Origin of the sequence: Agrococcus carbonis, assembly GCF_900104705.1 — a bacterium.
GTDB lineage: Bacteria > Actinomycetota > Actinomycetes > Actinomycetales > Microbacteriaceae > Agrococcus > Agrococcus carbonis.
This window is the reverse complement of sequence record NZ_LT629734.1, coordinates 2,014,801-2,041,149: the sequence shown is the minus strand read 5'-3', so window position 1 is coordinate 2,041,149 and position 26,349 is coordinate 2,014,801. Positions and strand designations below refer to the sequence as shown.

Sequence of the window (26,349 nt, the reverse complement as noted above, 5' to 3'; positions counted from 1 at the left end):
AGGGGTTCCGCTTCGCACTCGGCACGTCACGACGCGCTGGTACGGTGTGCCCATGGAGAACCTGCGCCTCGAAGAGCTGTCCGCCGCGAACGTCGTCGCAGCCAACAGCATGACCCTCAAGCGGGGCCAGGAGGCCTTCCTCGCCGCCAACGCGCGGCTCGAGGAGTTCGTCAACACCCAGAGCGCGTGGCAGCGCGTGATCTTCGACGGCGACGAGCCCGTCGCCTACGTCATGGCCAACTTCGACCCCGAGGTCGACCGCGAGGAGTACCGCTCGAGCATCCTGCGCATGTACGTGGCCGGCGAGGCGCAGCGCCGCGGCGTCGGCAGCTTCACCGTCGAGCAGGTGGCGAAGGAGGCCAAGCGGCTCGGCTTCGACAGCGTCTACGCGGTGTGGGAGGAGGACGAGCTGGGCCCCGGCGCGTTCTTCCGCGCCGTCGGCTTCGAGGTGATCGGCGAGAACGAGTACGGCGAGGCCATCGGCCGCAAGTCGATCTGATCGGCCGCATGCAGCGAAGGCCGCGGGCGATGCCCGCGGCCTTCGTCGTCGTCCGGACTAGACGAGCGAGTCGCGCCAGGCGCGGTGCAGCGAGGCGAACTTCCCACCGAGCTCGATGAGCTCGGTCGGGCTGCCGTCCTCGATGATGCGGCCGTGCTCCATCACGAGCACGCGATCGGCGATCGCGACCGTCGAGAGGCGATGGGCGATGATGATCGCCGTGCGGTCGGCCAGCAGGGTCGTGAGGCCCTCCTGCACGAGCCGCTCGCTCGGGATGTCGAGCGACGCCGTCGCCTCGTCGAGGATGAGCACGCGCGGGTCGGCGAGGAACGCGCGCGCGAACGAGAGCAGCTGCCGCTGCCCCGCGCTCACCCGGCCGCCGCGCTTGGCGACGTCGGTGTCGTAGCCGTCGGGCAGCGCCTCGATGAAGTCGTGCGCGCCGACGGCCCGCGCCGCCGCCTCGATCTCGTCCTGCGTCGCCTCCGGCCGACCGAGCGCGATGTTCTCGCCCACGGAGCCCGAGAAGAGGTACGCCTCCTGCGTCACCATCACGACGGCGCGGCGCAGGTCGTCGTCGGCGAGCTCCCGCAGGTCGATCCCGTCGAGCCGCACGGCGCCCGCGCTCGGGTCGTAGAAGCGCGAGACGAGCTTCGCAAGGGTCGACTTGCCCGCGCCGGTCGTGCCGACGAGCGCGATCGTCTGCCCCGCGGGGATCGTGAGGTCGAAGTCGGGCAGCACCTGGCGGCCCTCCTTGTAGGCGAACGAGACGCCGTCGAACTCGATCGCGCCGCGCGCGCTCGGCAGCGACTTCGGGCGCGCCGGCTCGGGCACCGTCGGCTGCTCCTCGAGCACGCCCGAGATCTTCTCGAGCGCCGCGGCCGCCGACTGGTAGCCGTTGAAGAACATCCCGATGCCCTGGATGGGCTGGAAGAACGTGCGGGCGTAGAGGGCGACCGCGAGCAGCGAGCCGACGGCGAGGTCGCCCGCGAGCACGCGGAAGGCGCCGACCGTCACGACCGCCGCGATCGTCAGACCGCCGATCATCATGATGCCCGGCTCGTAGATGCCGAAGATCTGGATGGTGCGGAAGTTCGCGTCGCGGTACGCCTCGACCTTGTCACCGAAGTCGCGCTCGTTCTCGGGCTCGGTGCGGAACGCCTTCACCGCTCGGATGCCCGTCATCGTCTCGACGAACTTGACGATCATCTGCGCGCTCGTCGTGCGCGTCTCCCGGAAGAGCACCGTCGAGCGCGACTGGAACCAGCGGGTCAGCAGCACCGCCGGTACGAGCGCGACGAGGATGACGACGCCGCTCATGGGGTCGAGCGCGACCATCGCGATCGCCGTGAACGTCATGAACAGCACGCCGCGCACGAGCTCGTTGAGCCCCTGGTCGAGCAGGTCGCGGATCGACTCGAGGTCGCTCGTCTGCCGCGCGATGATGCGGCCGGACGTGTACTGCTCGTGGAACTCGAGGCTCAGGCGCTGCGTGTGGTCGAACAGCCGCCGCCGGAGCGTCAGCAGCACCGCCTGGCTCACGCGCGCGGTGCCGATCGTGAACGCGTAGAACGCGACGCCCGAGAGCACCGCGGCGACGATGTAGATCGCGCCCGCGGCCCACAGCGGCACGGCGTCGCCGGCCTGCAGCGCCGGGAGCGCGGTGTCGATGCCGAAGGCGAGGATCGCCGGACCCGCGACCGTCATGCCCGTCGCGACGACGACGAGCGCCGCGATCGCGGCGAGCTTCCAGCGGTGCGGCCGCACGAGCTCGCGCAGCAGCCGCTGCGAGCGCCGCCGCAGCTCGCGCGACTCCTCCTTGGTGTAGTCGTCGCGCTCCTCGCCCTGCACGCCCTGCACGCTCATCGCTCCTCCTCCCCGCCGGTGCGCGCATCCATGACGGATGCGTCGATTGCCTGGAACGCGCCGGTCGCGACCTGCTCGAGGTCCTGCCGGTCGCGCTGCGCCTCCTCGAGGCTCGCGATCACGTGCACGTAGTGCTCGTTCCGCGCGAGCAGCTCGGAGTGGGTGCCGACGTCGTCGATGCGCCCGTCGCGCATGAGCGCGACGCGGTCGGCGAGCTGCACGGTCGAGGGCCGATGCGCGACGATGAGCGCCGTCGTCGACGCGAGCACGTGCCGCAGCGCGTCCTCGACGAGCGCCTCCGTCTCGACGTCGAGCGCCGAGAGCGGGTCGTCGAGCACGAGCACCGCGGGGTCGGCGGCGACGGCGCGCGCGAGCGCGAGGCGCTGGCGCTGGCCGCCGGAGAGCGACATGCCCTCCTCGCCGATCGTCGTCTCGAGCCCCTCGGGCAGGTCGCGCACGAACGTCGCCTGCGCGACCTCGAGCGCCCGGTCGAGCACCGCATCCGACTTCTCCCGCGCGCCCATGAGCACGTTGTCGCGCACCGAGGCGGAGAAGAGCGTGGCGTCCTCGAAGGCCATCGCGACGTGGGTGCGCAGCTCCTCGAGCGTCAGGTCGCGAACGTCGACGCCGTCGAGCGTCACGCGGCCGGCGGTCACGTCGTAGAGCCTGCCGGGCAGCGCCGTCAGGGTCGTCTTGCCGGATCCGGTGACGCCGACGAGCGCCATCGTCTCGCCCGGCTCGATCGCGAGGGTCGCGCCGTCGACGAGGTCGCGCTCGTCCTCCGGCGCGTCCTGGTAGCGGAAGTGCACGTCCTCTAAGACGAGCCGCCCCTTCGGCGCGACGATCGTGGTCGGCTCGGCCGGATCGACGATGTCCTCCTCGGCGTCGAGCACCTCGAACAGGCGGACGGATGCGTTGGCCGCGTCGATCGCGAAGGCGAAGAGGAAGCCGAGCGACTCGATCGGCCAGTTGAGCACGACGGCGGTCGACAGGAAGCCGACGAGCTCGCCGACGCTCAGCTGCCCCTCGGCGACCTGCCAGATGCCGACGACGAGGCACACGGCGTAGCTGACGAACGGGATGATCGTCAGCCACATCCACAGCATCGCCTCGCTGCGCGCCTTGGTGAGCTCGGTCGAGCGCAGCGCCTCGGCCTGCTGCTCGAAGCCCGCGAGCGCGGTCTGGCCGCGGCCGAACGCCTTGAGCACGCGGATGCCGTGCACCGACTGCTCGACGGCGGTCGCGAGGTCGCCCTGCTGGTCCTGCGCGCGGCGCGCCACCTGGTGGTAGCTCTGCTCGAAGCGGAAGGCGATCACGACGATGGGGATCGACGTGAGGATGAACAGCGCGCCGAGCAGCGGGCTCCACACGAGCAGGATGCCGAGGCCGATGATGAGCGTCAGCAGGTTGGTGATGAAGATGACGGCGCCGAACGCGAAGAAGCGGCGCATCATGCCGAGGTCGCCGACGGCGCGCGAGAGCAGCTGGCCCGACTGCCAACGGTCGTGGAACGCGATCGGGAGGCGCTGGAGCTTCGCGTAGAGCGTCTGGCGCATGGTCGCCTCGACGGCGGTGGACGGCAGCGTGACGAACAGGCGGCGCAGGAAGACGAACACCGCCTCGGTGAGGCCGAGCAGGAGGATCGCGACGCCGCCGATCCAGATGAGCGCCTGGTCGCCGCTCGTGAGCGGGCCGTCGACGAGCCACCGCAGGGCGACGGGGATCAGCAGCGCGACGACGGCCGCGACGAGCGCGGTGATGACGCCGCCGATGAAGCGGGGCAGCACGGGCCGCAGGAACGGCATGAGCCGTCGCAGCGACGGGATGATCTTGGGGCGCGGCGGCGCTGACGGGCGGTGGGGCTGTGCGGGGGGCATGCGGTGTCCTTCGCGGCCGCCGACGTCGTGGGTCGGCGGTGGGAGCGGTGCGACCGGTGGGTCGCGGGGAGGTGGTGCGGCGTCGATGATCCCGGCGGCCGCCGACGCGGTCGCGCGGCGCGGATCAGGACGGTGCGAGCGGGGCGGGCTCGCGGCGGGCCGGCGGCCCTCCTGCTACGCGGCCTCGGGGAGGCCGGCGGGGACGAGGAGGGCGCGGGCCGCAGCGATCTGGGCGGTCGTCGTCGTGCTCATGGCATCCTCCTCGGTCGGCCGCTCCCTGATGGTGCGGACAGCCTTGCAGTCTATGCACGATCGATGCGCGCCGTCCACCCCGAATCGAGCTTCCTCAATCGGCCCGCGCGTCCGCCGAGAGGCTCGCGAGGAGCGCATCGGTGTCCGACGGCCGCGCGAGCAGCAGCACGGGCGGCAGCGACGCATCCGCGTGCCAGGCGCGCATGCGCCGCCGCTTCCGCCGCCACGAGCGGAAGTGCCAGACGATGATCGAGTCGCGCGCGAGCGCGAGGCGCAGCGTCTCGACGTTGCCGTTGCAGACGGGCTCGCGGGTGCGGATGCGTCGTGCGGTGCGGCGCAGCAGCCGGCCGAGGGAGACGAGCCTCGGGTAGTCGAGCGCGACGATCGCGTCGGCGCGCTCGAGCGCGCGGGCCGCTTGACCGGAGTACGCGGTGTCGAGCACCCACGCGTCGCGCTCGAGGATCGGCAGCACGCGCCGATCCTGCTCCTCGCGCGGCGCCTGCTGCCAGCCGGGCTCCCAGCAGAGCTCGTCCACGAGCGTCACGGGCAGCCCGAGGCGCGCGCCGAGGGCGGTCGCGAGCGTCGACTTGCCCGAACCGGTCACGCCGATGCAGAGGATGCGGCGGGCCCGCCGCACGTCGTCGATGCTCCCCGCGCTCACCCGCCGAGGCTAGCGCGCGCCGCGCCCGACCTGACCCGTGGCGGGCGACGGAGCCGCGTCAGTGGGCGAAGTGGCGCTCGCCCGTGAAGTACATCGTGATGCCGGCGGCGTTCGCGGCGGCGATGACCTCCTCGTCGCGCACCGAGCCGCCCGGCTGGACGACCGCGGTGACGCCCGCGTCGAGCAGCACCTGGAGGCCGTCGGCGAACGGGAAGAAGGCGTCGGACGCGGCGACCGAGCCCGCGGCCCGCTCCCCCGCGCGCGAGACGGCGAGGTGGCACGAGTCGACGCGGTTGACCTGGCCCATGCCGACGCCGACCGAGGCGAGGCCCGAGGCGAGCAGGATCGCGTTCGACTTCACCGACCGCACGGCCCGCCACGCGAACTCGAGGTCCGCGAGCACCGCATCCGGCACGTGCGTGCCCGTCACGCGCCGCCACGTGTGCGACGAGAAGCCCTCGAACGTGTCGGGCTGCTGCACGAGCACACCGCCCGAGACCTGCCGCAGCTCGCTGCCCTCGCGCGCGTAGCCCTCGGGCAGCCGCAGGAGCCGCAGGTTCTTCTTCGCCGTGAGCAGCTCGAGCGCCTCGGGCTCGAAGTCGGGCGCGACGACGACCTCGGTGAAGATGTCCTTGACCGTCTCGGCCATCGCCCGCGTGACGGGGCGGTTCGCGGCGATCACGCCGCCGAAGGCCGAGACCGGGTCGCACGCGTGCGCGCGCTCGTGCGCCGACGCGATCGGGTCGGCCGCGCCGGGTGCGGCGACCGCGATGCCGCACGGGTTCGCGTGCTTGATGATCGCCACGGCCGGCTCGGTGAAGTCGTAGGCGGCGCGCAGCGCCGCGTCGGCGTCGACGTAGTTGTTGAACGACATGGGCTTGCCGTGGAGCAGCTCGGCCTGCGTGATGCCCTTGCCGCCCGGCAGCCCGAAGAGGCCAGCCTGCTGGTGACTGTTCTCGCCGTAGCGCAGGCCCTGCACGAGGGTCGCGGCGCCGACGGCGCGCAGCAGGCCCGTCGCGCTGCCGGTGTCGGGCGCGCTCTCGGTGGCGGATGCGTCGGCCAACGCGGGCGCGCCGGCGCCGGGCTCGACGAGCTCGGGCCGCTCGGCCTCGGCGCCGGGCGCCGCGGCCGGCGTCGTCGCGGCAGGCGCGTCGACCGGCTCGCCCGCGAACCAGCGCGCGACCGCGGTGTCGTACGCCGCGGTGTGCGCGAAGGCGTCGCGCGCGAGCGCGCGCCGCTGGAGCAGCGACAGCCCCGTCCCCGCCGCCCGCTCGATGAGCGGGTAGACGCGCGGGTCGGTGACGATCGCGACGTTCGCGTGGTTCTTCGCGGCCGCGCGCACCATCGCGGGGCCGCCGATGTCGATCTGCTCGACGACGTCCGCGCCGGCGGCGCCTGAGCGCACCGTCTCGACGAAGGGGTAGAGGTTCACGACGACGAGCTCGAACGGCGCGATGCCGAGGTCGGCGAGCTGCGCCTCGTGGTGCTCGAGCCGGAGGTCGGCGAGGAGGCCCGCGTGGATCGCCGGGTGGAGCGTCTTCACGCGGCCGTCGAGCGCCTCCTGGAACCCCGTGACGGAGGCGACCTCGGTGACCGCGAGGCCCGCATCCGCGAGCATCTTCGCCGTCGAGCCGGTCGAGACGAGCTCGACGCCCGCGGCGGCGAGCGCGCGACCGAGCTCGACGATGCCGGTCTTGTCGCTCACCGACAGCAGCGCGCGGCGGAACGGCACTTGGTCGCGGTCGCGGTAGAGGCTCGGGTCGTGCTGGGGTCCGCTCACTGTGCTTCCTCCTGTCGGTCGAGCCGCTGCTCGAGGCCGTGGTCGGCGAGGTCGATCGAGCCGTCGCCGATGCCCGTGAGCACGTCGGCGAGCAGCTCGCGCTCGACGAGCTTGATGCGCTCGTGGAGGTCGGCCTCGGTGTCGTCGGGCAGCACCGGCACCCGCCGCTGCGCCAGGATCGGCCCGGTGTCGACGCCGCTGTCGACGATGATGACGGATGCGCCCGTCTCGGTCGCGCCCGCGGCGAGCGCGTCGCGCACCCCGTGCGCGCCGGGGAACTCGGGCAGGAAGGCCGGATGCGTGTTGAGCATCGCGGGCTCGAAGCGCGCGACCGCGGCCGGCGAAAGCAGCCGCATGAAGCCCGAGAGCACGACGACGTCGGGCTCGAAGGCGGCGATGCGGTCGGCGATGCGCTCCGACCAGGCGTCGCGCGGCGGCGCGAAGGGCTCGACGAAGGTCGGGATGCCGGCGGCCTGGGCGATCTCGATCCCGCCGCACTCGCGGTCGGCGCCGACGGCGATGACCTCGGCGGGCACGCGGCCCGCGCGGGTTCGGCGCAGCAGATCGGAGAAGTTGCTGCCGCCGCCGGAGACGAGGACGACCAGGCGCAGCACGTCCTCCATCCTACCGAGGGCGGTGATCGCCTTCGGGCTCGGGGTGCGCGGCCCCGCGCTGCGCGGGGTCGGTGTCGGCGTCGCGGTCGGCGTCGGTGGCGGTGGCGGTGGCGGCGTCATCGTCGGCGTCGGCGGATGCGTCCTCGTCGACCCCCGACGGGGCGGCCGCGTCGCGCTCGACACTGACCGGCGCCACCTCCTGCGTGCCGGCCTCGTCCTCCCGCCACTCGGCGGGCGCATCGGCAGCCTCGCCGGAGCCGGCACCGCCCGCCGCGTCGGCGGCCCCGCGGCTCGTGCCGAAGCCGAAGACCTCCCGGATCGACGAGCCGCCGCGCTCGACCGCGAGCGCCGCGCTCCCCCGGCCACCCGCGAGCATGCCCAGCAGGAGCCCGACGCCGATCTCGAGGGCTCCCCACGCGGCGACGAGCACCGCATCCGGACCCGTCTCGCCGAGTCTGCCGGGGCCGGCGGCGCCGGTCGAGAGCATCGCCGCGAGGCCGAGGAGAGCGCCGGCGAGCACGGCGCCGCCGAGCGCGGCGACCACGAGCTCCCACCAGTGCACGGGCCGCTCGGGGGTGCCGGCGAGCGTGCTCTGGCGCGCGAAGGCGCCCACCACGACGGCCGCGAGCACGGGCAGCGCGACGACGACCGACATCCACGGCTCGGCGCCGGGGTCGATCGCCGCGAGCAGCGGCAGCGCCGGCACGGGCCCGAGGTCGGTGCCGAGCGGCGAGACGCTCGATCCCGCACCAACCATGAAGCCCGGCCCGATCGCCCACGACGCGCCCCACACGATCGCGACGGGGGCGAGCGCGAGCTGCACGAGGAAGACCACGACGACGCCGACGTGCGTCACGCCGAGCGACTCGAGCAGCAGCAGGCCGTCGGTGAAGCGCAGCAGGAGGCCGACGCCGACGAGCAGCGCGCCGACGCCGAGCACGCCCGCGGTCGCGCCGAGCCCGGTGCGCAGCGCCGCGCGGATCGTGCGCAGCCACTGCGCCTCGAGCGTGAGGCCGCGCGCGGCCGCCGCGAGCCAGTCGTGCCCGTGCGCCGCGAGCAGCGCAGCACCCATACCCACGAGCGCCACCGCCGCCGGCAGCAGCGCCGACTGCACGAGGTTGGGCGCGGCCGTCGCGTGCTGGGCGCTCATGCCGGCAACGAGGCCGACCGCGCCGGTCGCCGCGGCGCCGAGGACGGCGGCGATCGAGGCGTCGAGGATCGGGAGGGACGCGAGCCGGCGACCGCTGCGCCAATGCAGCCAGAGCGTCAGCAGGCCGATGCCCCACGCGCCGAGCGTGACGACGAACGACTGACCGACCTGCTCGGCGCCGACCGCGATGACGGCCTCGCGGCCCGGCGTGATGCCGAGGTCGACGCCGTGGCCGAGCAGCCACGCGTCGGCGGCGATGCGCCACTGCAGCAGCGGGTCGCCGTCGAAGCCCTGATCGACGCCCCAGACGGCGAGCATGACGAGCGCGCACACGACGAGCCCGGCCGCCGCGATGGCGGCGGACTCGACTGCCTGGCCGATGCCGGCCCACACGCGACGCACGGCTGGCAACTGTACCGACGCATCCGCCCCCGCCCGCCCCGCCTCGCCGCGCGCCCCCTCAGCGGCGGCGCGGTAGGTTGGAGGCGCACGGCGGCCCGCGCGCACGCGATCGCGGCCGCCCCACATCACCGCACCGCGAGGGGTTCGAGCCGCATGGCCAAGATCATCTACACGTACACCGACGAGGCGCCGATGCTCGCGACGCACTCCTTCCTCCCGATCGTGAGCGCGTTCGCCGCCGCGGCCGACGTGGAGGTCGAGAGCCGCGACATCTCGCTCGCCGGCCGCATCGTCGCCGCCTTCGCCGACCGCCTGCCGGCCGACCAGCAGGAGGCCGACGCGCTCGCCGAGCTCGGCGAGCTCGCGAAGACGCCCGAGGCCAACATCATCAAGCTGCCGAACATCTCGGCGTCGGTGCCGCAGCTGAAGGCGGCCGTCAAGGAGCTGCAGGAGCAGGGCATCGCCCTGCCCGACTACCCCGACGAGGTCACGACGGACGAGGAGCGCGACATCCGCGCCCGCTACGACTCGGTCAAGGGCTCGGCCGTCAACCCGGTGCTGCGCGAGGGCAACTCCGACCGCCGCGCGCCGCGGTCGGTCAAGGAGTACGCCCGCAAGCACCCGCACTCGATGGGCGCGTGGGCCGACGACTCGAAGACCGCCGTCGCGACGATGGGTGCCGGCGACTTCCGCGCGAACGAGCAGTCGGTGACGATGCCGGCCGACGACACGCTGCAGATCCGCCTCGTCGGCGCCGACGGCGAGACGACCGTGCTCAAGGACGGCCTCGCCGTGCTCGCCGGCGAGATCGTCGACGCGACCTTCATGAGCGCGAAGGCCCTCGACGCGTTCCTCGCCGCGCAGGTGCAGCGCGCCCGCGACGAGCACGTGCTGTTCTCGGCGCACCTCAAGGCGACGATGATGAAGGTCTCCGACCCGATCATCTTCGGCCACGTCGTGCGCGCGTTCCTGCCGCGCGTGTTCGAGCAGTACGGCGCGCAGCTCGCCGAGGCCGGGCTCTCGGCCGACAACGGCCTCGCCGCGATCCTCTCCGGGCTCTCCGAGCTCGACGAGGCCACCGCATCCGGTGTGCGCAAGGCGATCGAGGACGGCCTGCGCGACGGGCCCCGCCTCGCGATGGTGAACTCCGACCGCGGCATCACCAACCTCCACGTGCCCTCCGACGTCATCGTGGATGCGTCGATGCCGGCCATGATCCGCCAGTCCGGCCACATGTGGGGCCCGGACGGCGAGGAGGCCGACACGCTCGCCGTGATCCCCGACTCGTCGTACGCCGGCGTCTACCAGGCCGTGATCGAGGACTGCCAGGCCAACGGCGCCTTCGACCCGACCACGATGGGCTCGGTGCCGAACGTCGGCCTCATGGCGCAGAAGGCCGAGGAGTACGGCTCGCACGACAAGACCTTCCGCATCGAGCGCGACGGCCGCGTCGAGATCGTCAACGCCGCGGGCGACGTGCTCACCTCGCACGAGGTCGAGGCGGGCGACATCTGGCGCGCGTGCCAGACGAAGGACGTGCCGGTGCGCGACTGGGTCAAGCTCGCGGTGACGCGCGCCCGCGCCTCCGCGACGCCCGCGATCTTCTGGCTCGACGCCGAGCGCGCGCACGACGCGGAGCTCATCAAGAAGGTCGAGGAGGAGCTGCCGAAGCACGACACCGCCGGCCTCGACATCCAGATCCTCTCCCCCGTCGAGGCGACGAAGGTCTCGATCGAGCGCATCCGCCGCGGCGAGGACACCATCTCGGTCACCGGCAACGTGCTGCGCGACTACAACACCGACCTCTTCCCCATCCTCGAGCTCGGCACCTCGGCGAAGATGCTCTCGGTCGTGCCGCTGCTGAACGGCGGCGGGCTCTTCGAGACCGGCGCCGGCGGCTCGGCGCCGAAGCACGTGCAGCAGCTCGTCGAGGAGAACCACCTGCGCTGGGACTCGCTCGGCGAGTTCATGGCGCTCGCGGAGTCGTTCCGCCACCTGGCCGAGACGACCGGCAACGCCCGCGCGGCGGTGCTCGCGGAGACGCTCGACGCGGCGACCGGCTCGTTCCTCAACGAGAACAAGTCGCCGTCGCGCAAGGTCGGCGAGATCGACAACCGCGGCAGCCACTTCTGGCTCGCGCGCTTCTGGGCCGAGGAGCTCGCGGCGCAGTCCGACGACGCGGCGCTCGCCGAGACGTTCGCGCCGGTCGCCGAGGCGCTCGTGGCGCAGACCGCCACGATCGAGCAGGAGCTGCTCGACGTGCAGGGCTCGCCCGTCGACCTCGGCGGCTACTACCGCGTCGACCGCGACCTGGCCGACGCCGCGATGCGCCCGAGCGCCTCGCTCAACGCCATCCTCGCGCCGCTGCGCTGACCCGCTGCGCACACGGAGGGCCCGGCTTCGGCCGGGCCCTCCGTCGTCCCGCGGCCGGGCATCGTCTGCCGCGGCCGGCGGATGTCCGGGTTCCAGGCCCGCGAGCTGGATCATCCGCACCGAGCAGCGGGAATCCGGAATTCCTCCGGCAGCCCGGCTGAGGGACGCGCCGTCCTGCGCCGCGGCAGACGGTGCCGACCGGCCCTCACGATCGCGAGGATGTCCTCCTCGATGGCCGCCCACTCGTCGTGGATCTGCCGGTAGCTGAGGCGCAGCACGATGAAGCCGCGGGCCGCGAGCCGCCGGTCGCGACGCCGGTCGCTCTCGTAGGCGTCGGCCTCCGAGTGGTGCTCGCGGCTGTCGCACTCGATGATGAGACGGTCGCCGATGAGCAGGTCGACCCGCACCCCGTCCATCACGCGCACCTGGATGCGCACGGCGAGCTGCAGCGCCCGCAGTCGCCACCGCACCATCGATTCGGTGCCGGACTCCGACCGCGCGTCGGCCAGCTCCAGCAGCGCTCGCTCGCGCTGCGGTGCGCCGCGCAGCCACTCCTCCAGCTCGTCGCGCCTCGCGAGCTGCAGGTGCAGGATCGAGTCGAGCACCACCAGGCACTCCTCGCGGGTGCCGCAGCGCAGCACGCAGCGCACCGCGGTTCGCAGGTCGTCGACCGCCGCGGCGATCGGCGGCTCCGGCGCGCGCAATCGGCATGTGCGCGGCTTGGCGACAGCGCTGCCGCGCCGCTTGCGGCGCACGCGGCGATGCTCCGGGAGGCGGACGTGCCGACCCTTGCGCTCCGGCACCCAGACACCGTGCAGCCGGAGGGCGCTGAAGCACGAGATGCAGCCGCCCGCGCGCACGGCTGCCAGCGCGGCGGCGTCGCATCCGGGTCGGGCGAACCAGCCGGGCCGCACGCGCGTGAGCGCGCCGCCGCGGACGGCCCGTTCGATCTGCCACTTGGTCCAGCCCACCCCCATCAGCTGCGCAGTCGTCAGGATCCCCAGCTGCATCACCAGCACGTCCATGGGCGGCACCGTGCCAGAGCGGTGCGCGATCGCGTGGCGCTGCCGCCGCGGCTTGTGGATCAGCGGAGCCGTGCCACGCGTCTCGCCGGGACGTCGCAGCCTCGCGCGCCGACGAAGTCGTGCCGCTTCGTGCACGCCGGAGGAAGTCCGGATGACGGGTCATGCGAGCGCATCATCCGCCCGGATGCGCTGGGATCCGGAGATCCTCCGGGAACCGCCTGGATCCCCGGCGCGCCGCGCGTCAGGTCAGGTGGTCGAACTCCCCGCGGCACCACGCGATGTGGCGAGCCGCCGAGCGCTCGACCGCCGCGGGTCCCTCCTCGATGAGCTGACCGGGCAGGTTGCCGTAGATGCGGCGGTACCGCAGCGGCGCGAGCTGGTCGGCGATCCGCCGCACGACGCCCGGCGACATCGGGATGTTGTTGGGGAACGAGCGCATGAACGACACGCTCCGCCGGTCGGGCTTGGGCTGGATCGTGTCGCCCGACAGCAGCGACCCGTCGCCGTCGCTCCCCGCCTCCCACAGCACCATCGCCGACCCGGGGAAGTGCCCGCCGAAGCGGATGAGCCGCACGCCCGGCAAGGGCGACACCTCACCGTCCCACAGCTCGATCCGCTCGTGCTGCCGCTGCACCCACTCCGCGTCGCGCTCGCTCACGAGCACGCGCGCGTCGAGCGCCTCGGCCCACGCGCACTGCACCCCGAACATGTGCGGGTGCGACGTCGCGACGAGCGCGAGTCCGCCGAGCTCGCGCACCTGCTCGACCGCGGCATCCGTGATGGTGCCGATCGGATCCCACAGCAGGTTGCCCTCCGGCGTCTGCACGAGCAGCGCGCGCTGGCCGATGCCGACGGCGGGCTCGGAGGTGATCGCCCACAGCCCCGGCTCGTCCTCCACGACGTCGATGCGCATGCCGTCACCCGCGTGCTCCTCGGTCGAGGTCCAGTGCTGGCCACTCTTGGGCACCCACTGGCGCTCGTCGGCGCAGATCGGGCAGGTCTCGGGCAGGGGCTCGGCGGTCTCGACACCGCAGGTGGCGCACAGGATCGTCATGCCGACAGACTGCCCGTCCGCGCGCCGCGGCGCGAGACCCCAACGGGTCCGCGCGACGACTTCGCCGCGGTCGGACGCGGCGCGAGCACCGCCGTGCGTCCCGCGCCGCGCGGATCCCTGAGGCGCGTCAGCCCTCGTCGACGTCGGGCTCGGCCGCCTCGTCCTCCTCGGGCTCGAAGGTCGACTGCTCGTCGGTCGTCGTCGCGCCGAGGCCGTCCGGGTCGGCGGGGATCGTGCCGTCCTCGCCGAGGCCGCCGGGCTTCTGCGTGCCCTCGTGCTCGCGCTCGTCGTGCTCGCTCATCGCTTCCTCCTCCATCGGTCGGTCGTGCCGACACCCTAGCCCCGCATCCCGCGCGTCCACCGAGCGGGCGCGACGACGCATGCTCCAGGGACGACGAACGGGCCCTGGCCGAAGCCAGGACCCGTCCGGGGAGCTCAGCCCCGAGCGCTGCGGCTCGGAGCGATCCGCTCAGAGCCATCCGCTCAGAGCGACTCGATGATCTCGCGCATGAGGCGCGCGGTCTCGGTCGGCGTCTTGCCCACCTTGACGCCGGCGGCCTCGAGGGCCTCCTTCTTGGCCTCCGCGGTGCCCGACGAGCCCGAGACGATCGCGCCGGCGTGGCCCATCGTCTTGCCCTCGGGCGCCGTGAAGCCGGCGACGTAGCCGACCACGGGCTTCGTGACGTTCGCCTTGATGAACTCGGCAGCGCGCTCCTCGGCGTCGCCGCCGATCTCGCCGATCATGACGATCGCCTTCGTCTCCGGGTCGGCCTCGAACGCCTCGAGCGCGTCGATGTGCGTCGTGCCGATCACGGGGTCGCCGCCGATGCCGATGGCGGTCGAGAAGCCCAGGTCGCGCAGCTCGTACATCATCTGGTACGTCAGCGTGCCCGACTTCGAGACGAGGCCGATGGGCCCCTTGCCCGTGATGTTCGCGGGCGTGATGCCCACGAGCGACTCCTCGGGCGTGATGATGCCGGGGCAGTTCGGGCCGATGATGCGGGTGGTGCCCTTCGCCTTGGCGTGGGCCCAGAACTCGGCCGAGTCCTGCACGGGGATGCCCTCGGTGATCACGACGAGCAGGCCGATGCCCGCGTCGACGGCCTCGATGACGGCGTCCTTCGCGAAGGCCGGCGGCACGAACACGATCGACGTGTCGGCGCCCGTGGCCTCCATGGCCTCGGCGACCGAGCCGAAGACGGGCAGCTCGACCTGCGAGCCGTCCTGCGCGGTGTGCGAGACGGTCGTGCCGGCCTTGCGCGCGTTCACGCCACCGACGATCTGGGTGCCGGCCGCGAGCATGCGGGCGGTGTGCTTCGAGCCCTCGCCGCCGGTGATGCCCTGGACGATGACCTTGTTGTCCTTGTTGAGGTAGATCGACATCTTTCGCTCCCTTACGCCGCAGCCAGCTCGGCGGCCTTGTCGGCGGCCTCGTCCATCGTGTCGACCACCGTCACCAGCGGGTGCGCGGCGTCGGCGAGGATGCGTCGGCCCTCCTCGACGTTGTTGCCGTCGAGTCGCACGACGAGCGGCTTCGAGGCCTCGTCGCCGAGGATCTCGAGCGCCTTGACGATGCCGTTGGCGACCTCGTCGCACGCGGTGATGCCGCCGAAGACGTTGACGAAGACGCTCTTGACGTCCGTGTCGTTCAGGATGACGTCGAGGCCCGCCGCCATGACCTCCGCAGAGGCGCCGCCGCCGATGTCGAGGAAGTTGGCGGGCTTCACGCCGCCGTGGCGCTCCCCCGCGTACGCGACGACGTCGAGCGTCGACATGACGAGGCCCGCGCCGTTGCCGATGATGCCGACCTGGCCGTCGAGCTTGACGTAGTTGAGGTCCGACTCCTTGGCCTTCGCCTCGAGCGGGTCGGTCGCGGCCTTGTCCTCGAGCTCGGCGTGGCCGGGCTGGCGGAACTCGGCGTTCTCGTCGAGCGAGATCTTGCCGTCGAGGGCGATGATGTCGCCGGCCTCGGTGAGGACGAGCGGGTTCACCTCGACGAGCGTGGCGTCCTCCTTGACGAAGACGTCGTAGAGCGTGACGATGACCGGCGCGACCTTGGTGACGAGCTCCTCGGGGAAGCGCGCGGCGCGCACGATCTCCTCGGCCTTCGCGGCGTCGATGCCGGCAGCCGGGTCGACCTCGACCTTCGCGAGCGCCTCCGGGCGCTCCTCGGCGAGCTGCTCGATCTCCATGCCGCCCTCGTACGAGCACATCGCGAGGTAGGAGCGGTTGGCCCGGTCGAGCAGCACCGAGAAGTAGTACTCCTCCTTGATGGCGGCGCCCTCGGCCACCATCACGCGGTGCACCGTGTGCCCCTTGATGTCGAGGCCGAGGATGGCCTCCGCCGCGTCCTTCGCCTCGGCGGGGCTCTTGGCGAGCTTGACGCCGCCAGCCTTGCCTCGTCCGCCGGTCTTGACCTGTGCCTTCACGACGACGACACCGCCGCCGAGCTCCGTGGCTGCTGCCTCGGCCTGCTCGGGGGTGTCGGCGACGATGCCTCGCAGCACGGGCACGCCGTGCTGCTCGAACAGGTCCCTTGCCTGGTACTCGTAGAGATCCACGCGTCATCCAATCCGTGTTTGGTGGGGGATTCGCCTCGCCAAGCCTAGCCCCGCCCCCGATGCCTCCTCGCCCGCTTTCGGCGTCCCGAAGCGTGAAGATTCGGGGTTCTTGCCGCTTTCCCACGAGCCTCGCCTTGCTTGCGGCGCGCGCGGCAGGCGCCGACGATGGATGCTCGGAGGTACACCCATGGATCCCGCTCTGCAGCGCAGGCCCGACCTGCCGCCGCCCGTCGAGTCGATGACCTCGAAGCTCAACTGGCTGCGCGCCGGGGTGCTCGGCGCGAACGACGGCATCGTCTCGACCTCGGCCCTCATGGTCGGCGTCGCCGGCGCGGGCACGTCGCTCGCAGGCATCCTCACCGCGGGCGTCGCCGCGCTCGTCGCCGGCGCGTTCTCGATGGCCGTCGGCGAGTACGTCTCGGTCTCGTCGCAGCGCGACAGCGAGCGCGCCGCGATCCGCCGCGAGAACGCCCTGCTCGAGGCCGACCCCGAGGGGCAGGTCGACCAGCTCGCCCACATGTACGAGGAGCGGGGGCTCGAGCCCGACACCGCGCACCAGGTGGCGGTCGAGCTCACGCGAGCCGACCCGCTGCGCGCGCACCTCGACGTCGAGTACAAGCTCGACCCCGAGGACCTGAACAACCCGTGGTCGGCCGCCGCGGCATCCGCTCTGTCGTTCTCGCTCGGCTCGCTCATCCCGCTGCTCGCGGCGCTGCTGAGCCCGGCCGCGTGGATGCCGTGGCCCATCGTCATCGCGACCGTCGTCGCGCTGCTGCTGACCGGCATCGTCTCGGCGCGCATCGGCGCCTCGAGCAAGCGCGCCGCGTCGCTGCGCGTGCTCGTCGGCGGCGTCGTCGCGCTCGCGGCGACCTACGGCATCGGTCTCCTGATGGGCACGCCCGTCCACTAGGAACGGGGGCGGCGTCGACCGCCCTCCTCGCGCTCGACCTCCTCCTCCTCGGGGAGGTCGAGCTCGTTCACGACGGACACCGACGCATCCTGCACGCGCCAGTCGAGCGCGACGATGTCGGCGACGGCGCGGTCGACGTCGTCGACCTTGACCTTCCGCCTCCGCGGCACGACGAACGCCTCGACGTGCAGCACCTGCCCCTCGTCGCGGATGCGGCTCGCGGCGTCGCGCACCCAGGGGCGGCGCCGCAGCATGCGGTCGACCTGGTCGTGGATGGGGTCGGGCTCCGACTGGTCGTAGGTGGTCGCGCGCATGTCCATGAGGTCGAGCACCGAGGCGCGGGTGTTCTTCAGGCCGTCCCACAGGATGCCCGCCGAGATGAACAGCGCCGCCGCGCCGTCGAGCCACCACAGGCCCAGCCCGATGCCGAGCACGCCGACGATCGAGCCGACGGTCGTCGTCCAGTCGGCCTGCGCCATGTCGGCGTCGGCGTAGAGCAGCTTGTTGTGCAGCTGCTTGGCGAGCCGCATCTTCATGCGGCCGTAGATGAGCGGCGGCACGAGGATGACCGCCATCACGGCGATCATCGCCCAGCCCTGCCAGATCGTGACGCCGAAGATCTGGATGGTGCCGATCGGCGGGTGCTCCTGCCGCACGAGGCCGGTGATGGCCTCGACGCAGAGGTTGCCGCCGACGGCGAGCAGCGCGACGCCTGCTACTAAGTGACCGACACCCATCGCGCGGTGGTAGCCGTAGGGATGCTTCGCGGTCGCGGCCCGGCGCACGATCGGCAGCGCCACGAGGAACGCGATCTGCGGGATGGTCGAGAGGATGTCCTCGACCCAGGCCGTGCGCATGGCCTGCGAGCTGCCCATGACGATGGCGATGAGCGTGATCGTGACGGCCGTGTAGCCGAGCACCGCCCATTCGAGGATGCGCGCCTTCCGCAGCGCCTCGGCCTGCTCGCGCGGCAGCGGGCGCCCACCGATGCGGTTCACCGCTGCCCCTCGGTCTCGGCGTCGAGGTGGCGCTCGAGCGCAGACAGGAAGGCGTTCTCGCCCATCGGCGCGAGCATCACCAGTCCGCTCGTCGAGCCGTCGGGCAGCTCGGCGTCGGCGTAGGCCCGGGTCACCGCGACCCGGTCGACCCACGGGGTCTGCTCGGAGATGCCGCCGATCACGAGGTCGAGCTCGCCGATCTCCAGCAGCTGCACGAGCGACTGCTCGCTGCCCTCCGTCCACTCGACGCGCGCGTCGATCGACTCGGCGAACGCGGTGACGAGCGCCGGCTCGGTGCCGGTCGGATGCGCACCCGACGTGTCCGTGTGCGGCGGGTTCGGCGTGACGCCCACCTCGAGCACGCCGCCCGTGACGCGGTCGAGCGTGCCATCGGGGTCGGTGGGGATGCTGATGCCGCACCCTCCGAGCCCGACCGCCGCGAGTGCGGCCACCACCACCCCCAGGAACCGACGCATCCGCCCCACCTCCATGCCGGGGATGCTAGCCCGCGTGTCCCCCAGAGACCTGAGGATCGGCGAGGCGCGGGCCGCCGCACGGCGGATGCCGGTCGTGGCCCGGCACCTGGTGGGCGTGGGCGGCCCGGCGTAGCGTCGCGCGCAGCGCGGCCGACGGCGACCGCGGGATCCGGAGACATCATGGACTACCGCATCGAGCTCGTGTTCGTGCCCGTGCGCGACACCGATCGCGCGAAGGCGTTCTACGAGCAGCAGCTGGGCTGGCACGTCGACCACGACACGACCGTGCGGCCGGGCCTGCGCTTCGTGCAGATCACCCCGCCCGGGTCGGCGTGCTCGCTCGCGTTCGGCGAGGGCATCTCCGAAGACGCGCCGGGGTCGATGCGCAACGTGCAGGTGGTGATCGACGACGCCGACGCGGCGCGCGCTGCGCTCGTGGAGGCGGGGGTCGACGCGAGCGAGGTCGCCGACCTCGCGTGGGGCCGCTTCGCCACCTTCGCCGATCCCGACGGCAACCGCTGGACGCTGCAGCAGCTGCCCGACTCCTCAGCCGCGCCCGACACCACCTCAGTCATCGCGTAGGCCACAGCCCCCGACGGTCGTCGAGCGGGCCGCAGCCGCTCGGTCATCGAGTAGGCCGCAGCCCCTCGGTCGTCGAGTAGGCCGCAGGCCGTGTCGAGATGACACCGCCCGTGCCAGGCTGGAGGCATGCAGGAGCACGAGCAGCGCGAGCACGACGCGATCCCGCCGGAGCTCGACCCCGCCTTCGAACATGACGACGACGCCCGCCCGCCGCGCACCCTGCGCCGCCGGCTGCAGCCGTTCATCTGGCTCGTGGGCGCCGTCACGCTCGTGGCGATGGTGCTGCTGGTGACGCCGGGCCTCTAGCGGCTCAGTCGACGAGCGGCACGGCCTCGACCGCGCCGTCGCGACCGGTCACGACGAGCACGCGGCGGCCGCTCACGCCCTCGAGCGCGCGCAGCACGGCGTCGGCGGATGCGTCGGGCCGGTGTGCGTCGGCCCGTTGTGCGTCGGCCCGGGTCCACCGCGTGACGGGCGCTCCGGTCGCCGCCTCGAGCTGCTGCGCGAGTGAGGTGTCGTCGCCGCCGGCGACGAGGATGATGCGGCCGATGCTGCGCACCCGGCCGGTCGTCGGAGCCGCTGCGCGGTCGCGCCGCCACACCGCGAAGTGGTAGCCCGCGACCGCGGCGGTCGCGAGCAGCAGCCCGAAGGGAGCACGGATGCGCTCCACGAGCCCCTCGCCCGCGCCGCCGTCGAGCACGAGCTCGAAGACGCGGTAGCCGACCACGAGCAGCGCCACGATCGCGACGAGCGCGCTGACGCCGAAGACGGCGACGAGGTAGACGCGGCGGCCCGCATCGGCGGCGTGCGCTGCGGTGTCGAGCGGGTGCCATGCCGCCCACCACACGGGCGCGCCGACGGCGAGCGACGCGAGACCGCCGAGCAGCAGGGCGCGTGCGTCGCCGCCGGCGAGCGACGGCGTGAGCGATGCGAGCAGGGCGTTCGCGATGATGCCGACGCCCGAGGCGGCGGCGATGAGGCCGAGCCCGGCCTCCACGAGCCTGGTCGCGCTGCGCGTGCCCGCGGAGCGCTCCGTCGCGACGCGCCGGTGCGAGAGCCAGACGACGACGCCGACGGCGGCCGCGGCGACCGCGAGCGGCAGCGGCTCGAGCAGGTCGCGCCAGGGCAGGCTGCGGTCGAGCGCCGCGCGCAGGCCGATCCAGAGCGAGACGCCGAAGCCGCCGAGCGCGACGGCGCCCGCGCCGAGCACGCCCGTGAGCACGAGGGCGACGTCGGGGAAGCCGCCGCGCATCGCGACGGCGCCGTCGCGCCGCCAGTGCCACCACCAGATCCCTGCGCCGCCGACCGCCCAGATCGCGGCCTGCAGCGGACTGAGCCACCACGCGCCGCCGACGCTCCCGACGCTCGGGAGCGTCGCCTCGGCGAACACCGCCTCGAGCACGCGGATCGCTCCGAGCGCCGCGACGCCGAGCCCGTAGCCGGCGCCGAGCGCGATCGGCACCCGCGCGAGCCGCAGCGGGCTCTTCGTCGGATGCGCCCACATGATGCGGTGCAGGATCCAGACCGCGAGCCAGGCCACCCCGGTCGCTACCGCATCCGGGGACCACGTGCCGCGCACGAGGTCGGCGATCGCCCCGAGCAGCGACGTGGAGAAGACGATGAGGGAGATCGTCGCGACGGCCGAGAGGTATAGGCCCCACGCCACGGACGAGCGGTCGGTTCCGTCGAGGCGGCGCCACAGCCACCACCAGACGAGCACGGCGAGCGGTCCGCCGATGAGCGTGAACGCGAGCGAGAGCGCGAGGCCGGCGATCGGATCGCCGAGGTCGGCCTCGGTCTGCAGCAGCCGACCGAGGAGCCCGCTGACGCCCGATGCGGCGATCGTGACGAGCACGAGCAGCAGCAGCGTGAGGATGAGGCGGCGCACGGTCGCCTGCGCGCCGCGGGCCACTGGCGGCGGATTCGGTGCGGGCGGCTGGGGCGCAGGCGCCTCGGCGATGCTCACGGCGCCGCTTGCGCGCAGATCGCGAGCTGCCACGGCGCGGTCGCGATGCGCCAGCCCGCCTCGGTGCGCTCGAGCTCGAACGTCGCCTCCTCGCGGTACTCGGAGGGCCCGAAGAGGCCGCCGCCGCTCGTCGTCACGACGGAGACGTCGACGTCGGCGGTGTCGCCGCGCTCGACCGTGTCGGCGAGGGTCACCCGCACGTCGTCGAGCGTGCCGGGGTCGAGCCGCTCGCAGTCGTCCCGCGCCTTATCGACGAGGTGCTCGAGCGCGGCCTGCTCGTCGCCCTCGATGACCGCCGCGGTGTATCGCTGCACGACGCCGGCGGGCGTCGACGGGTCGAGCGGCGCCGCGGCGCCGCGCGTGAGCACGACGACGAGCGCGAGCACGACGAGCGCGGCGACCGCGATGATCACGACGAGCAGCGCGCGATCCGGTCTGCGGGTGGTGGCCTCCATGCGGTCATCATGACCGGGAGCCCGCGGGGGCACCAGCGGGACGGGAGGATCGTGATCGGTTCGTGACGGATGCGGGGGCGGGGTCTCGTGTCGCGAGCCGGCTGCGCCGGCGCGCTCCTCGACCGGCGGAGGGCGCGGCGAGCGCCGCGTGGTCTCGTGACGCGAGTCAGAGTTTCTCGATGGGGGCGATCTTCACGAGCAGCCGCTTGCGGCCCGCGGTGTCGAAGCGCACCTCGGCGACCCGCTTCTTGTCGAGTCCGGTGACGGCCTGCACGGTGCCCTCGCCGAAGTCCTTGTGGCGGATGCGGTCCCCGGCGGCGAGCTCGAGCCCCGAGTTGTCGCGCACCTCGGTGATCGTGTTGGCGAACTCCTTCTTCGGCCCCTTCGGCAGCGGCGGCGGCGTGCGATAGCCGGTGACGAACTGCTCGCGCGGCTCATCGCGCCAGCGTCCGAGCGCGCGCGGCTGCGCGGACGCGCGCATGGTGGTGGGCGGCGTGCGCCAGTCGATGAGGTCGGCGGGGATCTCCTCGAGGTAGCGGCTCGGCACCGCGGGATTGACCTCCCCGAACTGCGCGCGCGTCATGGCGAGCGAGAGGTGCAGCCGCTGCCGCGCGCGGGTGATGCCGACGTAGAAGAGGCGGCGCTCCTCGGCCGGCCCGCCCGGCTCGTTCGCCGACATGCGGTGCGGCAGCAGATCCTCCTCGACGCCCGTGATGAACACCGCCTCGAACTCGAGCCCCTTGGCGGTGTGCAGCGTCATGAGCGACACCTGGCCGCCCGAGTCGTCGAGCTCGTCGGCCGCCGCGACGAGCGACGTCTCGGTGAGGAAGTCGATGAGCGTGCCGCCCGGGTTCTGCCGCCGGAACTCGCGCGTCACCGCGATGAGCTCCTCGACGTTCTCGAGCCGCGCGGCATCCTGCGGGTCGGGCGAGCGGCGCAGCTGGTCGGTGTAGCCCGAGCGGCTCATGAGCTCGCGCAGCACCTCGCCCGGGTCGGCATCCGGCCGCGCGCTGAACTCGTCGAGCAGCGCCGCGAGATCCTTGATGGCCCCGGCCACCTTGGGGCCGAGGGCGATCTCGTCGACGCGCCGCATCGCATCCCGCAGCGTGATGTCGTGCTCGTCGGCGAACGCCTGCAGCGCCGCCTCGGTCGCCGGGCCGATGCCGCGCTTGGGCACGTTCATGATGCGGCGCAGGCTGAGCGCGTCGGCCGGGTTCGCGACGGTCACGAGGTAGGCCATCGCATCCTTGATCTCGGCGCGCTCGTAGAACTTCGTGCCCCCGATGACGCGGTACGGGATCGCGGTGCGGATGAGCACCTCCTCGAGCGCGCGCGTCTGCGCGTTCGTGCGGTAGAACACGGCGATGTCGCTGTAGGCCATGCCGCCGCCGGTGAGCTCGACGATCTCGTCGGCGACGAACTGCGCCTCGTCATGCCCGGAGTAGCCGGTGAAGCCGACGATCTTCGCGCCGTCGCCCGAGTCGGTCCAGAGGTTCTTCGCGCGGCGGTCGAAGTTGTTGCCGATCACGGCGTTGGCGGCCGAGAGGATGTTCTGGGTCGAGCGGTAGTTCTGCTCGAGCATGATGACGCGGGCACCAGGGAAGTCGCGCTCGAAGTCGGTGATGTTGCGGATGTCGGCGCCGCGGAAGGCGTAGATCGACTGATCCGAGTCGCCCACCACGGTCAGCGACGCGCCCGGCAGGTCGTCGCGCAGGTCGGGCAGCTCGCCGCGCGAGACCGGCTGGGTCAGCTCGCGGATGAGCGCGTACTGCGCGGCGTTCGTGTCCTGGTACTCGTCGACGAGGATGTGGCGGAAGCGCTTGCGGTACTGCGCCGCGACGCGCGGGAAGGCGCGCAGCAGGAACACCGTCTGCGAGATGAGGTCGTCGAAGTCGAAGGCGTTCGCCCGGCGCAGCTCGCGGTCGTACTCGCGCCAGATCTCGAGGAACGCCGCGTCGAGCGGGTTGTCGAGGCTCGCGGTGCGCGCCCACGAGTCGACGTCGTGCAGCTCGTTCTTGGCCTTCGAGATGCGGGCGGCGACCCCGCCGGGCGTGAGCCCCGTGATGTCGGCGCCGCGCTCCTTGATGAGCCGCTTGAGGAGCGCGCGCACGTCGCCCGAGTCGTAGATGGTGAAGGAGTCCTTGAAGCCGAACTCCTCGGCCTCGCGGCGCAGGATGCGCACGCACGCGGAGTGGAACGTGCGGATCCACATGCCGCGCGACTCCTCGCCGACGAGCTGCTCGACGCGCTCGCGCATCTCGGCGGCGGCCTTGTTCGTGAACGTGATCGCGAGGATCTGGCTCGGCCACGCCTCACGAGTGGCGAGCAGGCCTGCCACCCGGTGGGTGAGCACGCGCGTCTTGCCCGAGCCCGCGCCCGCGACGATCAGCAGCGCGGGGCCGCGGTGCTCGACCGCCTCTCGCTGCGGCGGGTTGAGCCCGGCGAGCAGCGCCTCCGGGATCGCGCCGTGCGCGCTGCCGCCGCCGGCGCCCAGCGGCGTCGGCCGCTGGACCTCCTCGAAGCCGTCGTCGCCCAGCCCCCACAAGTCGCTCATCCGTTCGATTCTACGTTCGACCGGTGACGCGCCGGGCCGGGGGCGGGCAGGCAGTGCACGCCCGTGCCGCTACCCAGAGATGCGCCGCCACAGATCGGGGTGGTCGACGAAGACGCTCTCGAGCCCGAGGCCCGCGACCATCGCCCACTCCCGCTGCCAGTCGCCCCACGCCGCCGGGTGGTCGCCGAGCCGGTGCTCGGGCTCGAGGAACGCGTTCTCCGGCCGCAGCGTCCACGTGATCGTGCCGAGGCCCGCGGCGCGGGCGCGCTCGACGAGGTCGCTCGGGCGGAGCTCGCCGCTCGAGCGGTCGAACAGCACCTGCTTCGCGACGCTGATCGCATCCACCCGCCGCGCGAGCGCAGCGAGCCCCTCGTCGGTGCGCTGCGTCGCGTAGCTCGGCGCGCCCTCGGTCGACACATCCCGGGTCAGATCACGACCCGCGGATGCCTCTGCACGGCCGACGAGGTCGGCGGCGGTGCCGTGCTCGTCCATCAGGTAGACGAGCCGCGCGTCGACGCCGAGCGACCGCACCTCGTGCAGCACCCCTTCTTCGAACGACTCGACCACGAGCGCGCCCGGGGCGCTCCAGCGCGTGCGGGCCACCGCATCCGCGAGCATCGCGCCGAGCGGCAGGCCGATCGCGTCGTGGTGGGTCGCGTGCTTGAGCTCGGCGACGACGCCGAGGCCGCACTCCTCGGCGATGTGCAGCAGCTCGTCGAAGCGCAGCACGCGGTCGATGCCGTCGCGGCGGGCGCTCGCGGGGCGCAGCTGCGGCAGCCGCTCGCGGGTGCGGAGCGTCGCGACCTCAGCCCACGTGAGGTCCTCGACGAACCAGCCGGTGAGCTCGATCCCGTCGATGACCTGCGTGCGGCGGCGGTCGGCGAGCTCGGGTCGGTGCGCGATGTCGGTCGTCTCGCTCAGCTCGTTGTCGTGCCGCACGACGAGCACGCCGTCGCGCGTCGCGACGAGGTCGGGCTCGACGGCGTCGGCGCCGAGCGCGGCGGCGAGCCGCACGGCCGTCTCGGTGTGCTCGGGCGCCCAGCCCGAGGCGCCGCGGTGGGCGATGAGGGTGGTGGAGTGCACGTGGCCAGGCTATGGCGGATCGCCGGGCTCGAACCACGCCCGCACACAGCGAAAACCTGGTGATCATCGGTAGTCTGTGGCCAGTCCGCCCCCGTGGCGGCCGCGATTCTTCGACAGGAGCAACTCCCTTGGCAGGCAACCCGGCGTTCCGCAACTCGCCCGCGTTCACCGAGAACCCCCAGCGCGCCGCGCAGGCGATCCCCGGTGGGCAGCAGGCTCCCTACGGCCAGGCCCCCTACGGCCAGGCTCCCTACGGCCAGCCGCAGTACGGCCAGCAGCAGTACGGCGGCGCGCCGTACGGGCAGCCGCAGTACGGCGGCACCCCCTACGGGCAGCAGCCCGCCGTGCCCACGCCCGAGCAGCTGAACCAGCAGTTCCAGGCGCCGGCGGCCGGCCCTGTCGAGACCGAGCGCCTCACCTACGACGGCGTCATCATGAAGACGCTGCTGACCCTCGGTGCGACCGCCGTGGGCTTCGTCATCACCCTCGGCATGCTGTGGACGATGGGCACCTCGGTGCCGTTCTTCGTCCTCACCTACGGCGGCGCGCTCGTCGGCTTCGTGCTGGCGCTCGTCAACATCTTCAAGAAGGAGCCGAGCCCGGCGCTCGTGCTCGCGTACGGCGCGACGCAGGGGCTCTTCCTCGGCGGGTTCTCGGGCCTGCTCGAGTTCGGCGGCTTCGGCCAGCCGATGAGCGGCATCATCTTCCAGGCGCTGCTCGCCACGGCGTGCGTGTTCGCGGTGACCCTCGCGGGCTACGCGTTCCGCATCTTCCGCACCTCGCCGAAGATGAACAAGATCTTCTTCATCGTGATCATCGGCTACGGCCTGTTCTCGCTCGCGAACTTCGTCGGCATGCTCGTGGCCCCCACCGGCATGTTCGGCTGGCGCAGCTCGGTCGAGATCATGGGCATCCCGCTCGGCGTGATCCTCGGCGTACTCGCGGTGGTGCTGGGCGCGTACTCGCTCGTGATGGACTTCGAGAACATCGAGATGGGCGTCAAGCGCGGCGTGCACAAGAAGTACGGCTGGTCGGCCGCGTTCGGCATCACGATGACGATCATCTGGCTCTACGTCGAGATCCTGCGCATCCTCGCGATCCTCAGGGGCAACAACTAGCGTCCGCAGGACTCAATGCGGCGCAGCCGCGTTGAGCCCGGAGGACGCTAGATCCAGGAGCGCGCGACGGAGTCGCACGTGTCGCGAGATCTCGAA

23 protein-coding genes are annotated in these 26,349 nt (G+C 72.7%); 6 read left to right on the top strand and 17 right to left on the bottom strand.

The annotated features are described in order from the left end of the window. The first annotated feature begins 52 nt into the window (after positions 1 to 52). The gene (locus BLT67_RS09875) at positions 53 to 499 is read left to right on the top strand and encodes a GNAT family N-acetyltransferase (protein WP_092666858.1); all 447 of its coding nucleotides are present in this window, start codon (positions 53 to 55) and stop codon (positions 497 to 499) included. A gap of 57 nt (positions 500 to 556) precedes the next feature. On the opposite strand, the gene BLT67_RS09870 is transcribed toward BLT67_RS09875, so the two are convergent. The 6 genes from BLT67_RS09870 to BLT67_RS09845 all read right to left on the bottom strand — a co-directional run bounded on the left by BLT67_RS09870 (position 557) and on the right by BLT67_RS09845 (position 9,098). Further along, positions 557 to 2,362: an ABC transporter ATP-binding protein gene (locus BLT67_RS09870; protein WP_092666857.1), complete on the bottom strand. Its 1,806-nt coding sequence runs from the start codon at positions 2,360 to 2,362 to the stop codon at positions 557 to 559. Then, complete coding sequence (locus BLT67_RS09865; protein ID WP_092666856.1) at positions 2,359 to 4,239, bottom strand: ABC transporter ATP-binding protein; 1,881 nt, start codon at positions 4,237 to 4,239, stop codon at positions 2,359 to 2,361. Before BLT67_RS09865 ends, BLT67_RS09870 begins: the two co-directional genes overlap by 4 nt. Positions 4,240 to 4,585: 346 nt before the next feature. Then, positions 4,586 to 5,152 (bottom strand): P-loop NTPase family protein, encoded by a 567-nt coding sequence (locus tag BLT67_RS09860; RefSeq protein ID WP_197674414.1) that lies wholly within the window; start codon positions 5,150 to 5,152, stop codon positions 4,586 to 4,588. Between the two features lie 58 nt (positions 5,153 to 5,210). Further along, positions 5,211 to 6,932 (bottom strand): bifunctional phosphoribosylaminoimidazolecarboxamide formyltransferase/IMP cyclohydrolase, encoded by a 1,722-nt coding sequence (purH, locus tag BLT67_RS09855; RefSeq protein WP_092666855.1) that lies wholly within the window; start codon positions 6,930 to 6,932, stop codon positions 5,211 to 5,213. Further along, entirely contained in the window at positions 6,929 to 7,546 is a 618-nt protein-coding gene (purN, locus tag BLT67_RS09850) for a phosphoribosylglycinamide formyltransferase (protein WP_092666854.1), read from the bottom strand. The genes purH and purN overlap by 4 nt, the downstream gene beginning before the upstream one ends. 10 nt (positions 7,547 to 7,556) lie before the next feature. Beyond that, the gene (locus BLT67_RS09845) at positions 7,557 to 9,098 is read right to left on the bottom strand and encodes a cell division protein PerM (RefSeq protein ID WP_092666853.1); all 1,542 of its coding nucleotides are present in this window, start codon (positions 9,096 to 9,098) and stop codon (positions 7,557 to 7,559) included. 153 nt (positions 9,099 to 9,251) lie between these two features. On the opposite strand from BLT67_RS09845, the gene BLT67_RS09840 reads away from it, so the two are divergent. Next, positions 9,252 to 11,471, top strand: a complete 2,220-nt coding sequence (locus tag BLT67_RS09840) for an NADP-dependent isocitrate dehydrogenase (protein ID WP_092666852.1) — start codon at positions 9,252 to 9,254, stop codon at positions 11,469 to 11,471. Between the two features lie 110 nt (positions 11,472 to 11,581). On the opposite strand, the gene BLT67_RS09835 is transcribed toward BLT67_RS09840, so the two are convergent. The 5 genes from BLT67_RS09835 to sucC all read right to left on the bottom strand — a co-directional run bounded on the left by BLT67_RS09835 (position 11,582) and on the right by sucC (position 16,111). Next, the gene (locus BLT67_RS09835; RefSeq protein ID WP_092666851.1) at positions 11,582 to 12,496 is read right to left on the bottom strand and encodes a DUF559 domain-containing protein; all 915 of its coding nucleotides are present in this window, start codon (positions 12,494 to 12,496) and stop codon (positions 11,582 to 11,584) included. Between the two features lie 241 nt (positions 12,497 to 12,737). Next, positions 12,738 to 13,550, bottom strand: coding sequence for an MBL fold metallo-hydrolase (locus tag BLT67_RS09830; RefSeq protein ID WP_092666850.1), 813 nt, complete (start codon positions 13,548 to 13,550; stop codon positions 12,738 to 12,740). Positions 13,551 to 13,677: 127 nt separating this feature from the next. Next, positions 13,678 to 13,851, bottom strand: a complete 174-nt coding sequence (locus BLT67_RS13535) for a hypothetical protein (protein WP_172802009.1) — start codon at positions 13,849 to 13,851, stop codon at positions 13,678 to 13,680. 182 nt (positions 13,852 to 14,033) lie between these two features. Continuing rightward, entirely contained in the window at positions 14,034 to 14,933 is a 900-nt protein-coding gene (gene sucD / locus BLT67_RS09820) for a succinate--CoA ligase subunit alpha (RefSeq protein ID WP_092666848.1), read from the bottom strand. Between the two features lie 11 nt (positions 14,934 to 14,944). After that, on the bottom strand, positions 14,945 to 16,111 hold the full coding sequence (gene sucC / locus BLT67_RS09815; RefSeq protein ID WP_092666847.1) for an ADP-forming succinate--CoA ligase subunit beta: 1,167 nt from the start codon (positions 16,109 to 16,111) through the stop codon (positions 14,945 to 14,947). Between the two features lie 187 nt (positions 16,112 to 16,298). Here sucC and BLT67_RS09810 point away from each other — a divergent pair, with 187 nt between their 5' ends. Beyond that, entirely contained in the window at positions 16,299 to 17,021 is a 723-nt protein-coding gene (locus BLT67_RS09810) for a VIT1/CCC1 transporter family protein (RefSeq protein ID WP_197674413.1), read from the top strand. On the opposite strand, the gene BLT67_RS09805 is transcribed toward BLT67_RS09810, so the two are convergent. Both BLT67_RS09805 and BLT67_RS09800 read right to left on the bottom strand, forming a co-directional pair. Further along, entirely contained in the window at positions 17,018 to 18,019 is a 1,002-nt protein-coding gene (locus tag BLT67_RS09805; RefSeq protein ID WP_092666846.1) for a cation diffusion facilitator family transporter, read from the bottom strand. The genes BLT67_RS09810 and BLT67_RS09805 overlap by 4 nt on opposite strands. Beyond that, positions 18,016 to 18,510: a transporter substrate-binding domain-containing protein gene (locus BLT67_RS09800; protein WP_157674313.1), complete on the bottom strand. Its 495-nt coding sequence runs from the start codon at positions 18,508 to 18,510 to the stop codon at positions 18,016 to 18,018. The genes BLT67_RS09805 and BLT67_RS09800 overlap by 4 nt, the downstream gene beginning before the upstream one ends. Before the next feature lie 165 nt (positions 18,511 to 18,675). Here BLT67_RS09800 and BLT67_RS09795 point away from each other — a divergent pair, with 165 nt between their 5' ends. Next, entirely contained in the window at positions 18,676 to 19,077 is a 402-nt protein-coding gene (locus BLT67_RS09795) for a VOC family protein (protein ID WP_092666845.1), read from the top strand. A 126-nt stretch (positions 19,078 to 19,203) separates the two neighbouring features. Next, complete coding sequence (locus BLT67_RS09790) at positions 19,204 to 19,383, top strand: hypothetical protein (protein ID WP_092666844.1); 180 nt, start codon at positions 19,204 to 19,206, stop codon at positions 19,381 to 19,383. A gap of 4 nt (positions 19,384 to 19,387) precedes the next feature. Here BLT67_RS09790 and BLT67_RS09785 read toward each other — a convergent pair whose 3' ends face one another. The 4 genes from BLT67_RS09785 to BLT67_RS09770 all read right to left on the bottom strand — a co-directional run bounded on the left by BLT67_RS09785 (position 19,388) and on the right by BLT67_RS09770 (position 25,135). Then, the gene (locus BLT67_RS09785; protein WP_092667615.1) at positions 19,388 to 20,965 is read right to left on the bottom strand and encodes a DUF5671 domain-containing protein; all 1,578 of its coding nucleotides are present in this window, start codon (positions 20,963 to 20,965) and stop codon (positions 19,388 to 19,390) included. 74 nt (positions 20,966 to 21,039) lie between these two features. Beyond that, on the bottom strand, positions 21,040 to 21,498 hold the full coding sequence (locus BLT67_RS09780; protein WP_092666843.1) for a hypothetical protein: 459 nt from the start codon (positions 21,496 to 21,498) through the stop codon (positions 21,040 to 21,042). Between the two features lie 166 nt (positions 21,499 to 21,664). After that, entirely contained in the window at positions 21,665 to 24,052 is a 2,388-nt protein-coding gene (locus BLT67_RS09775) for an ATP-dependent helicase (RefSeq protein ID WP_092666842.1), read from the bottom strand. 69 nt (positions 24,053 to 24,121) lie between these two features. Further along, positions 24,122 to 25,135, bottom strand: coding sequence for a glycerophosphodiester phosphodiesterase family protein (locus BLT67_RS09770; RefSeq protein WP_092666841.1), 1,014 nt, complete (start codon positions 25,133 to 25,135; stop codon positions 24,122 to 24,124). Positions 25,136 to 25,263: 128 nt separating this feature from the next. Here BLT67_RS09770 and BLT67_RS09765 point away from each other — a divergent pair, with 128 nt between their 5' ends. After that, on the top strand, positions 25,264 to 26,253 hold the full coding sequence (locus BLT67_RS09765; RefSeq protein ID WP_157674311.1) for a Bax inhibitor-1/YccA family protein: 990 nt from the start codon (positions 25,264 to 25,266) through the stop codon (positions 26,251 to 26,253). The last annotated feature ends 96 nt before the right edge of the window (positions 26,254 to 26,349 follow it).

Bases quoted from the DNA above. Each gene is read 5' to 3' on its own strand.
- BLT67_RS09875 (WP_092666858.1), top strand. From the start codon at position 53: ATGGAGAACCTGCGCCTCGAAGAGCTGTCCGCCGCGAACGTCGTCGCA.
- BLT67_RS09870 (WP_092666857.1), bottom strand. From the start codon at position 2,362: ATGAGCGTGCAGGGCGTGCAGGGCGAGGAGCGCGACGACTACACCAAG.
- BLT67_RS09865 (WP_092666856.1), bottom strand. From the start codon at position 4,239: ATGCCCCCCGCACAGCCCCACCGCCCGTCAGCGCCGCCGCGCCCCAAG.
- BLT67_RS09840 (WP_092666852.1), top strand. From the start codon at position 9,252: ATGGCCAAGATCATCTACACGTACACCGACGAGGCGCCGATGCTCGCG.
- BLT67_RS09835 (WP_092666851.1), bottom strand. From the start codon at position 12,496: ATGGACGTGCTGGTGATGCAGCTGGGGATCCTGACGACTGCGCAGCTG.
- BLT67_RS09830 (WP_092666850.1), bottom strand. From the start codon at position 13,550: ATGACGATCCTGTGCGCCACCTGCGGTGTCGAGACCGCCGAGCCCCTG.
- BLT67_RS13535 (WP_172802009.1), bottom strand. From the start codon at position 13,851: ATGAGCGAGCACGACGAGCGCGAGCACGAGGGCACGCAGAAGCCCGGC.
- sucD (WP_092666848.1), bottom strand. From the start codon at position 14,933: ATGTCGATCTACCTCAACAAGGACAACAAGGTCATCGTCCAGGGCATC.
- BLT67_RS09810 (WP_197674413.1), top strand. From the start codon at position 16,299: ATGGATCCCGCTCTGCAGCGCAGGCCCGACCTGCCGCCGCCCGTCGAG.
- BLT67_RS09800 (WP_157674313.1), bottom strand. From the start codon at position 18,510: ATGGAGGTGGGGCGGATGCGTCGGTTCCTGGGGGTGGTGGTGGCCGCA.
- BLT67_RS09795 (WP_092666845.1), top strand. From the start codon at position 18,676: ATGGACTACCGCATCGAGCTCGTGTTCGTGCCCGTGCGCGACACCGAT.
- BLT67_RS09790 (WP_092666844.1), top strand. From the start codon at position 19,204: ATGCAGGAGCACGAGCAGCGCGAGCACGACGCGATCCCGCCGGAGCTC.
- BLT67_RS09780 (WP_092666843.1), bottom strand. From the start codon at position 21,498: ATGGAGGCCACCACCCGCAGACCGGATCGCGCGCTGCTCGTCGTGATC.
- BLT67_RS09775 (WP_092666842.1), bottom strand. From the start codon at position 24,052: ATGAGCGACTTGTGGGGGCTGGGCGACGACGGCTTCGAGGAGGTCCAG.